This window comes from Acidiphilium sp. AL (genome assembly GCF_025499445.1).
Taxonomy (GTDB): domain Bacteria; phylum Pseudomonadota; class Alphaproteobacteria; order Acetobacterales; family Acetobacteraceae; genus Acidiphilium; species Acidiphilium iwatense.
On sequence record NZ_JAIMBZ010000070.1, the window covers coordinates 1 to 9,315 of the forward strand.

Annotated in this window: 10 protein-coding genes, 1 pseudogene and 1 riboswitch; of the genes and pseudogenes, 4 read left to right on the top strand and 7 right to left on the bottom strand. The window is 61.5% G+C overall.

What is annotated here, in order from left to right:
- Together AiwAL_RS19140 and AiwAL_RS19145 are read left to right on the top strand one after the other, a co-directional pair.
- Nucleotides 1–124 (top strand): transposase (locus tag AiwAL_RS19140; protein WP_262313378.1); only part of this gene is annotated, 124 nt, incomplete at its 5' end.
- A gap of 16 nt (nucleotides 125–140) precedes the next feature.
- A pseudogene (locus AiwAL_RS19145) lies at nucleotides 141–390 on the top strand (ISAs1 family transposase); the annotation flags it as partial.
- A gap of 79 nt (nucleotides 391–469) precedes the next feature.
- Here AiwAL_RS19145 and AiwAL_RS19150 read toward each other — a convergent pair.
- Nucleotides 470–1,732 (bottom strand): D-amino acid dehydrogenase, encoded by a 1,263-nt coding sequence (locus AiwAL_RS19150; RefSeq protein ID WP_235706224.1) that lies wholly within the window; start codon nucleotides 1,730–1,732, stop codon nucleotides 470–472.
- A 135-nt stretch (nucleotides 1,733–1,867) separates the two neighbouring features.
- A riboswitch (glycine riboswitch) is annotated at nucleotides 1,868–1,967 on the bottom strand.
- Nucleotides 1,968–2,086: 119 nt separating this feature from the next.
- Here AiwAL_RS19150 and AiwAL_RS19155 point away from each other — a divergent pair.
- A complete protein-coding gene (locus AiwAL_RS19155; RefSeq protein WP_407932578.1) occupies nucleotides 2,087–2,665 on the top strand; it encodes a transposase in 579 nt (192 codons plus the stop codon).
- Here the strand turns inward: AiwAL_RS19155 and AiwAL_RS19160 are convergent.
- From AiwAL_RS19160 to AiwAL_RS19185, 6 genes are all read right to left on the bottom strand, one after another.
- Nucleotides 2,551–3,225 carry a recombinase family protein gene (locus AiwAL_RS19160; protein WP_235706223.1) on the bottom strand — a complete coding sequence of 225 codons (675 nt, stop codon included), beginning with the start codon at nucleotides 3,223–3,225 and terminating at the stop codon, nucleotides 2,551–2,553. The two genes, AiwAL_RS19155 and AiwAL_RS19160, sit on opposite strands and share 115 nt — an antisense overlap.
- Nucleotides 3,226–3,320: 95 nt before the next feature.
- The gene (locus AiwAL_RS19165; RefSeq protein WP_262313374.1) at nucleotides 3,321–4,742 is read right to left on the bottom strand and encodes a cytosine permease; all 1,422 of its coding nucleotides are present in this window, start codon (nucleotides 4,740–4,742) and stop codon (nucleotides 3,321–3,323) included.
- A 16-nt stretch (nucleotides 4,743–4,758) separates the two neighbouring features.
- Nucleotides 4,759–5,730 (bottom strand): agmatinase, encoded by a 972-nt coding sequence (speB, locus tag AiwAL_RS19170; protein WP_262313375.1) that lies wholly within the window; start codon nucleotides 5,728–5,730, stop codon nucleotides 4,759–4,761.
- Between the two features lie 156 nt (nucleotides 5,731–5,886).
- Nucleotides 5,887–6,375: a HutD family protein gene (locus AiwAL_RS19175; RefSeq protein WP_235706161.1), complete on the bottom strand. Its 489-nt coding sequence runs from the start codon at nucleotides 6,373–6,375 to the stop codon at nucleotides 5,887–5,889.
- A gap of 42 nt (nucleotides 6,376–6,417) precedes the next feature.
- Nucleotides 6,418–7,554, bottom strand: coding sequence for an acyl-CoA dehydrogenase family protein (locus AiwAL_RS19180; RefSeq protein ID WP_262313376.1), 1,137 nt, complete (start codon nucleotides 7,552–7,554; stop codon nucleotides 6,418–6,420).
- A 14-nt stretch (nucleotides 7,555–7,568) separates the two neighbouring features.
- Nucleotides 7,569–8,846, bottom strand: coding sequence for a CoA transferase (locus AiwAL_RS19185; protein WP_316044808.1), 1,278 nt, complete (start codon nucleotides 8,844–8,846; stop codon nucleotides 7,569–7,571).
- A 191-nt stretch (nucleotides 8,847–9,037) separates the two neighbouring features.
- On the opposite strand from AiwAL_RS19185, the gene AiwAL_RS19190 reads away from it, so the two are divergent.
- Nucleotides 9,038–9,315 (top strand): GntR family transcriptional regulator (locus AiwAL_RS19190; protein WP_262313377.1); only part of this gene is annotated, 278 nt, incomplete at its 3' end.

The following is a 9,315-nucleotide window of genomic DNA, read 5'->3' on the forward strand; positions in this document are numbered from 1 at the left end:
CCTGATCGAGAACTTCTTTGCCAAACTCAAGCAATTCCGCGCCATTGCAACGCGCTACGACAAAACCGCCAGAAACTTCCTCGCAGGCGTCCACCTCACCGCCACCGCTATCTGGCTTAATTGACGACACACCCTAGTATGAGACCGCCTACTACCTGCTCAGCACCGCACTCTCCAGCGAACGCTTCAATGCGGTCGTCCGGTCCCATTGGGGCATCGAAAACGCTCTGGCACTGGGTTCTCGATGTCACCATGAACGAGGATCAGGCCAGAAACCGCAAGGATCACGGGCCAGAAAACATCGCCCTCCTGCGCCGTCTCGCCCTTAACCTCGCAAAACTCGAAGACTCGAAAGTATCCATGAAAGGAAAACTCAAACACGCAGGATGAAATGATGCGCTCCTGATCAAGCTCCTTGCCGCATTCGGCTCAGCTCAAATGCGATAGCCCTGAGCACCCGGCTTTGCTATCAAGTATTCGCACGAGCGGTCACGAGCGCGGCCACGGCATCGGCCGTGGCCGCGGAGAGCGTCCAGCCGAGGTGACCGTGCCCAGTGTTGTAGAAAACGCGCGGGTTCCGCCCGCGTGCGACGCGTGGCATCATGTTTGGCATCATCGGGCGCAAACCGGTCCAGGGCACACACTGGCGCGTGCTCATGCCCGGGAAATGCGCCCGGCACCAGGCGATCAGCGGCGCGATACGCTCGGCTCGGATGTCTCGGTTGTAGCCGTTGAATTCGGCCGTCCCGGCCACACGAAAGCGCGTCGGGCCCAGGCGACTGGTCACAATCTTGGCCTTGTCGTCGAGCAGGCTTACCCAGGGCGCGGCCTGCTGGTCGGCGCCCTCGGTCAAATTGACGGTGATGGAGTAGCCCTTCACCGGGTAGACGTTGATGCGGTCTCCTAACGACCGACCGAGTTGCCGCGACAGCACGCCACCGCAGACCACCACCTTGTCGAAGCTCCCGACCTCCTCCGGTTGCGGAGCGTCATTTAGCGTTGGTTCGGTAGAACGGCTGATGATGGTGACGCTTTCGGTACCCGCCGTGGCGGAAACCACCTCCGTCGCCAAGCGCATGGTCACGCCATGGCGCGTGCAGGCGAGAGCGAGACCGGTAGCGAATTTGTGGATGTCGCCGGTAAAATCCGACGGGGTGTAGAAGCCGCCGTAATAGGTGCCGCGCAGTGCCGGTTCGATCGCACGCATTTCAGAAGGAGTGATGGCGCGACGCTCCACCCCGCCCCTAGCCAGGAGCTCGGTGGCCCTACCGGCCGCTTCGAACTCTCGTTTCGTCTCGTAGAAGTGGAGGATGCCGCGGTCCTCGCGATCGAAGTCGATACCTTCCTCCTCAGCCATCCGTCGCAGATGCCCGCGCGCCTCGATCGCCAAACGAGCAGTGGTGACCGTGTTCTCCTCGTATCTGGGGATAGCAGCGAGGAACTCGGCCATCCAGGAAAGCTTGTGCCAGGAAGGCTTCGGGTTCACCAACAACGGTGCCCCGGGGGACATCATCCACTTCAATCCCTTCAACACCGTCGTCCAACTGTTCCACACCTCAGCATTCGAGGCTGAAAGTTGTCCGCCATTGGCAAAGGAGGTTTCCATCGCCGCGTAGGGCTGTCGGTCAAAAAGCGCGACGCGGTGGCCGCGCCGGACCAGGTTATAGGCCGTCGTGACACCGATGATACCGGCGCCGATTACGGCAATAGCCTGACAATCAGAGGTGGACATGCGCATTCTCCCACCCGCCCGCAGCGGGTATTCAAATGCCCCCTCTGTCATAGGCCTGAGAGTTTCGTCGCACCCCGGCACGGGGCGAAGACTTACACCATCGGCGGGAGCTGCCGCTCCGCTTTTCAGAGTTCCAGTCCGGTCGCGGTCGCTTCTGCCTGAGGGTTTCCGGGGCGGTTGCCCCTTCGGCGTCGCTTTGGCCGGTAGCCGCCGCGAACTCTCCCGCAATGCGCCTATGCCAGAGCCGCCGCGGCGGGTCAAGCCTGTTGCAAACAGCAATTATTAGCGTGCCGTGGCAACGATGCTCCTCCTCTCGTACTACGCGAAATTGGCCGAGATGTAATCTGCCAAGCAGTGCATGACTACATTCCCGGCCGGTTCCAGGTGGTCCGGCATGTCCGGCCGAAATATGCCTGCAAGCGCTGCGATGCGATCGCGCAGGCTCCGGCTCCCAACCTGCCGATCCCGCGTGGCCGTGCGACACCCTCGCTGCTCGCGATGATCGTGATGTCGAAATATCTCGATTATTTGCCGCTGTATCGGCAGAGTGAAATTTATGCGCGCGAATGTATTGATCTGCCCCGCTCGACGCTCGCCGATTATGCCGGCCAGGCAGCGTGGTTGCTGACGCCAATCGCCGATGGCATCCGTGCCCATGTGTTCACCGCAGAGAAAATCCATGGGGACGGCACGCCGGTTGCGGTGCTGGCGCCCGGCCTCGGGCGCACCCGGACCGATCGATTGTGGACTTTCGTGCGGGACGATCGGCCGTTCTGCGGCACAGCTCCGCGACGAGGCGTTCATTATGCCTATCCTTTTCAAGTGTCTGGAAACATTGGAAGTTGGTTTTCAAAACCGGTGCGACACGGACCGCCTGTTCGCTTGATCGCGGCGAGGACGCGATCATCCTGGAGATCGGCGGCGCGAATCTGATAGGGAGCACCAGGCACGACTTGCTCAGCGGTAATAATGCGATCTGCGATGAGCCGTCTGATCCGGTGGTGGGTCACGCTGACTGTCGCAGCGGCTTCGGTCATCGTCAGCCATTCGCCATCTTTTTCGGCGGATCGATAGGCATGTATCCCACGCACCCGCCGGAGCGAACTGACGCGGTGCGCCGTCCAGGTCTTTCCTTGGCCCGTCGGCATGCCCATTCGGTTCAATGTCGCAGCGATATCCGCGTCCGACCATCGGCTGGCCATGCTCTTGATCACCGCGATCGCTTCGTCAGAGGTTCGGCAGCCATGTTCGCCGGTTTTTGGCTTCCGCACTCGCAATTGCGAATGCTGTCCGCCGCGCCAATGGATCGTCAGGACGACCTCACGTTTGGCTTCGTCGACGTTAGCGATGATGTCGGTGATGAGCGCGCGCAGGAGCCGCTGGCGCGCCCGCATGGTCGCGCCAGGCGCGTTCCATGCGGCATCAGGATCGTCGGCCAAATCCGAGAAGTCTGGCGACGGGGCGGCCGGATCAGAAGCCTGCACCGCCTCCAACCGCGCCTGGCACGCCTCGAGGCGACGTTATGCCGCTTCCCAACTCTTCTCGAGATGTGCTGCAATTAGCCGATTATCGGGATTGCGAATCGGCACTATACCGGGTCAGTGAAACGAGGGGATTCGTGAGGTACACGCGTCCTCGCACGCATCAGCGCATAATAGACCCCCGACCCGACCAGCAGACCGACGATCCAGGTCACATCGGCGCCGCCCAGATGTTTGGCGACCGGTCCGGTGAAGAACGGCGTGCTCATGAACGGAATCTCCAGCACGATGGCGAGTACGAAGGCCGCCAGGGCAGGCACGCCCCAGGCTCCGTAACGGCCATGCCTGTCGTAGATGTCGGCCACAGAGTACTCGCCGTGGCGCAGTAGGAAAAAATCGGTCAGGTTGATCGCCGACCAGGGGATAAAAACATATACCAGGATCAGCATCAGGTTGTTCAGATATGCCATCACGCTGTTCGCGCCGACAATGGCGATCAGGCTGCCGATGGTCACCCCGGCTGCGCCCAGCCCGATCCGGTACCACTTGCCATGACGCAGCGCCGATTGGCGTAACGATAGGCTCGAACTCAGGATCGTCAGCGACGAAAGGCAGCCGCCGTAGAGATTGAGGGCGTTGATCACCACCACCCCGGCCAGGATCACGATCAACGCGATGATGCGCAATTCCGCCCATGGACCGCTGAACAGGCCGGCAAACGCGGCCGTCGGGTCCGAAGCGGCGAGTTTCTGATCGATGGCTCCCAGCAACACGCCGACCAGCATGGCCCAGATCGAACCGATCACCGAGCCGAAATAGGTGCTCCAGAAAATCGAGCCGGCGGCCGTGTCGCGTGGCATGTAGCGGGAATAATCGGCGACATAGGGGCCGTAGGTGATCTGCCATGCCACGAAAATCGCAATCGCGATCAGGAGCATGGGCAATGAGAATACTGCCGCATGCGGCGCGGCGGGAAGACCGGCCAGCTTGCCGAACGCCAGCACCGTTCCCAGAATGAAAATGACGGCAAAAATATAGGTCGCCCATTTCGCGCAGCGGTGGATCGCGTCATAGCCGAACGCGAACAGCAGATAGGTCAGCAGGTTGGCGACGACGATTCCAACTCCGCTGGACACGCCAAGGATGTTGGCGATGGCTTCGCCGCCGAGGATCGCGCTGCCCGCAAAAAACCCCAGATACATCAGCACCACGAGCGCGAGGGGAAGATTCGCGCCGAGCACGCCGAACTGAGCCCGGCTCTGGATCATCTGCGGAATTCCGATGCGGGGCCCCTGCACGGCGTGCGCGGCCATCACGCAGCCGCCCAGCAGATTGCCCAGCACCAGAGCAAAAATGCTCCAGCCGGGACTGAGGCCGAGTTCGATCGGAATGATGCCGAGAGCGACCGCGGTGATCTGCATGTTGCCCGAAAAAAACAGCGTGAACATGGAAAAGACCTTACCATGCCTCTCGCTCTCGGGGACGAAGTCGATGGCCCTGCGCTCGATGACCGTTTTTTCTTGACTCATGACGTGCTCCCTTTGATCAGACTTGATTTGCCGGCGGATCGCCGATCCGGCCCGCGATGAGACACAGCAGCTCGAACATCATCGTGGCGCCGACCAGGGCGGTCATGCCGCCGAGGTCATAGGGCGGCGCCACCTCCACCACGTCGGCGCCGATGATCTCCAGCCCCTGAAGCCGGCGCAGCATGAATTGCGCTTCCCGCGTGGTCAGGCCGCCGATTTCGGGTGTGCCGGTTCCCGGCGCCATCGAGGGATCGATCGAATCGACATCGAACGACACATATAACGGACCGGCCCCGGCGATGGCGATCGCCTCATCCATCGTCGCCTCCGGGCCTTGCCTTGCCACATCCTCGATATAGCGGATCGCGACGCCCTGCTCGCGCGCCCATCGATGCTCGTCCCGGTCATACGTCGAGCCGCGAATGCCGATCTGGATCATCCGCCGGGGGTCCAGCAGTTTTTCTTCGATCGCCCGCCGGAATGGGGTTCCGTGGGTATAGCGATTGTTGCCGAAATAGCGATCATTGGTGTCGGAATGCGCATCGAAATGCACGAGACCGACCGGCCGATCGCGGGCCAGGGCGCGCAAGATCGGCAAGGTGATCAGATGATCGCCGCCTACCGCGATCGGTTTCGCGTCGGCCATTTTTATGTCCTTGAAGAACTCTTCGATCAGATCAAGGGAACCTTCTATGCTGAACGGATTGGTCGGCGCGTCGCCTATGTCGGCAACGGCGATCCGGTCGTAAGGCGAGACGCCGGTCGCATGGTGGGTGCGCCGGATCAGGGTGGACTGATTGCGGACTTCGCGCGGGCCCTGACGCGCGCCGGCCCGGTTCGTGGTGCCGCCATCGAAGGGAACGCCGACGAGCGCGACATCGAGCCCCTCGGCACTGGCGACCGACGGCAGCCGCATGAAGGTCGCGGCGCCGGCAAAGCGGGGAACAACCGAGGCGTCAACGGGTTGCGGGCGTTCATGGACTGTCATGATATTGGTAACCTTTCGCCTTCGAGAAAATTCCGGTTTTCGGCTTGGATCGGAGTTGCGCCTGAGACGGAGATATCGAATTCAACGATACAGATCTCAGCGCGGCCAGTTGGAGTCAGGCCCATACTCGTACCCACGCCATGAACGACTGCCGCGTCACCGGCAGCAAGCCACATCGCGTTGCTTCCGCTGTCGATTTGCAGAGGAACCCCACGCGCCAATATCAGGATTAAGATCCGACTTTAGCCGCCATACAACCGGTGCTGTCTGCCTTAATCGGGTTACCCGGTGGACGAAACGTCCGCGTCTTGTCATGACGTTAAGGTCGATGACCGGGCCGTCGATCAACTGCGCGACTGTCGGAACATCTGCGGGAAAACTGTAAGGTAGTGAATCGGGCGTGATATCTATTCCGGCCTGATCTGAAACCGCAAGCCTGATCCCTTTACCCTCAAGTATACTGAGCGTGCGATCGATTCCGGTGAATTGCGAAAAAGCGCCGTCAGCAGTGACGTGGGCCATGCTCACCCGCCAATCGAACGCATCGATCCCACTCTCTGGTGGAAATATATCGATTTCGGCCGTCTCTCCGCCACCGTTCTTCCAGGGCATACAACGATATTCGCCACTTCGGATGATGCGCATTCCGTTAAGGCATCCTCTCGCCGGAGCCGCTCCAGGTGACCATCATCCCAGCACCGCGCGGGCGATGATGTTGCGTTGGATTTCCGATGAGCCTTCGTAGATGCGCATGATCCGGACATCGCGGACGTAGCGTTCGAGCGGCATGTCGCGGGTGAAACCATAGCCGCCGTAAATTTGCAGGGCCTTGTCGGTGACGCGACCGGCCATTTCGGAGGCAAACAGCTTGGCCATTGATGCCTCGGTGCTGAAGCGTTCGCCTGCCGCGCGTTTCACGGTTGCGGCGCGAGCCAGCCCGCGCGCGGCGGCGATATCGGTTGCCATGTCGGCAAGCATCCATTGAATACCCTGAAACAGGGCGATCGGCTCGCCGCCGACCTGCCGGTTTTTGGCCCATTCAATGGCCGCGGAAAAGGCGGACTCCGCGATGCCGACACAGGACGCCGCGATATCGAGGCGCCCGGCATCGAGGACGCGGAGCGCGGTGCGAAAGCCGGTCCCTTCGGGTCCGAGGCGGTTTTCCTCGGGCACCACACAGTCGAGCGCCACTTCGAAAACATGGCCGCCCTTAAGGCCCATCGTGCGCTCCGGCGGTCCGACCTGGAGACCGCCGCGAGCCGGTTCGACAACAAACGCGGAAATGCCGCGTGCTCCGGCGGTCATGTCGGTCTTGGCATAGACGATGATGAAATCGGCTTCGGCGGCGTTGGAAATAAAGTGCTTGGTTCCCTTGATCCGATAACCACCGTCTGTGCGGGTCGCCGTTGCCGTCATGTCGGCGGGGTTCGAACCGGCGCCTGGCTCAGTGAGGGCGAAGGCGCCGAGATTGGTCCCTTTGGCAGCAGCGTCCAACCAGCGGGTCTTCTGACGATCGTCGCCGCCATACTTGATCGAATCGGTGGCAAGGTAATGAGCGGTGACCATTGAGCCGGTCGAAGCGCAGGCACCGGAAATCAGGGCCACGGCCTCGAACAGCGTATGCGGATCGACACCGGCGCCGCCGTAATTCCCCGGCAGGTTTAATCCCATAATGCCGAGTTCGGACAGCGCCGGCCGGTGGCAGGTGGCGAAGATCGATTGGGCATCGATATCGGCGGCGCGCGGCGCAAGCTCCTTGCGGCAGAACGCCTCGATCGCATCGATAATGTCAGGATCGGCGCTTGGGTCGGTGAATTTAATCATGGGGGGAGAGTCCTTCAATCCCACGCGCGTGCCGGATCGGCCAGCACAGCGTGCGTGTGCTCGCTGAGACGTGGGGCCGCCTTCAGGCCGCCGCGTGATGCGTTCTGGAATCGAGCGGGTTGTTCGGGAACGAAGGTCCGGCCGAGATCGGGATGAGCCAGCTCCTGCAGCAAGGGGCGGGCGGTTGCCTGTGAAGAGGCCAGCGCCTGCGCCGTGTCCATCACCTCCGCCGCGGGAACACCGGCGGCCACGAGCGCCGAGACCGCTTCGCTCGCGGTCAGGGGCCGAGACCAGGACTCGATGTCGGCCCGCAGTTCCGCCTCGTTGGCGGCGCGCTGGGAATCCGAGGCAAAGCGCGGATTTACTACCAGTTCAGGCTTGCCGATGAGGTGCGCTAGCGCGGTGAAGAGTTTGTCGTTGAGAACCGCGAGGACGAATGTGCCGTCACGGGCCGCGAACGCGCCGAACGGCACGGACAGGGCGTGACGGTTGCCCATTCTTTGCGGCGCCACACCGGTTGCAAGATAGCGAGCAACGACAAGTGGTTGCAGGGCCATCATGGCATCGAACATGGCGATGTCGATATATCGCCCGCTTCCGGTGCGATCGCGCTCGACCAGGGCGGCAAGGATCGCCCAGGAGCCAAACAGGCCGCACACCACATCGGCGATCGATTCGCCAATCAGCGTGGGAGGGCCGTCGGGGTCGCCGGTGACGGCCATGATCCCGCTCATCGCCTGAATGATGATGTCATAGGCCGGCCGCAAGGCGTTGGGCCCGTTCTGTCCGAACCCGGAAATGCTCGCATATACCAAGCGCGGGTTGTGCCGCGAGAGCGTGGCCCAGCCGATCCCGAGCTTGTCGGCGACACCTGGGCGAAAATTCTCGACCACAACATCCGCGCCGCTGGCCAGTTCCAGCGCGATCGTGCGATGGTCGGCGGTTGCCAGATCAAGGACGATGCTGCGTTTGCCGCGATTGACCGCCTCGAACACGGCACTCGATCCGTCCTTGTGGAACGGGCCGATATGCCGGTAATCGTCACCATTAGGCGGCTCGATTTTCAGCACATCTGCACCGAGATCGGCAAACAACGCCGTGCAATAAGGGCCTGCGAGCACACGGGTGAAGTCGAGTACGCGAATGCCCTGCAGGGGCCGCGCCCCGTTGGCAGAGGGTGATGCCGCGGTCATCCGAGAATTCCTGGTAAATTCAACCCGTCTTCGCGCGTGCATCGGTGCCAAGCCACGTGCTTGTCTGGCGCCGGGTTCGCCAGCCAGATATTCCCCCATAGTCGGTCACTGCGCATGGTCCCTCCGCGAGATGAGCCGGTGGCTCCAGAGTTCTTATGTCTATACATATCAAGTGGGGCTCGCAGTGTCCAGTACCGTTGCCTGGATTTCCGCAAGCTAAAACGATACAATCGTGTCTATATGGCTGCCATTCAACGCAGGTTCGGAGACGTGATGCAGAGAGTGCCGGTATGAGCGTCGCCGATCCGGTTGTTCCTCTGCATCAGCGTATTATTGCCGATCTCGAGGCAAAAATCCTGTCGGGCGAATGGCCGCCCGGCTACCGAATTCCATTCGAACATCAACTGGTGGCGCATTACGGATGCGCCCGAATGACCGTCAACAAAGCGATTTCCACCCTGACAGCCGCCGGGTTGATTGTCCGGCGCCGCCGGGCCGGTTCCTTCGTCGCATCGCCGCCCGTCCAATCGGCGGTGTTGCAAATTCCCGATATGCAGTCTGAAATCAC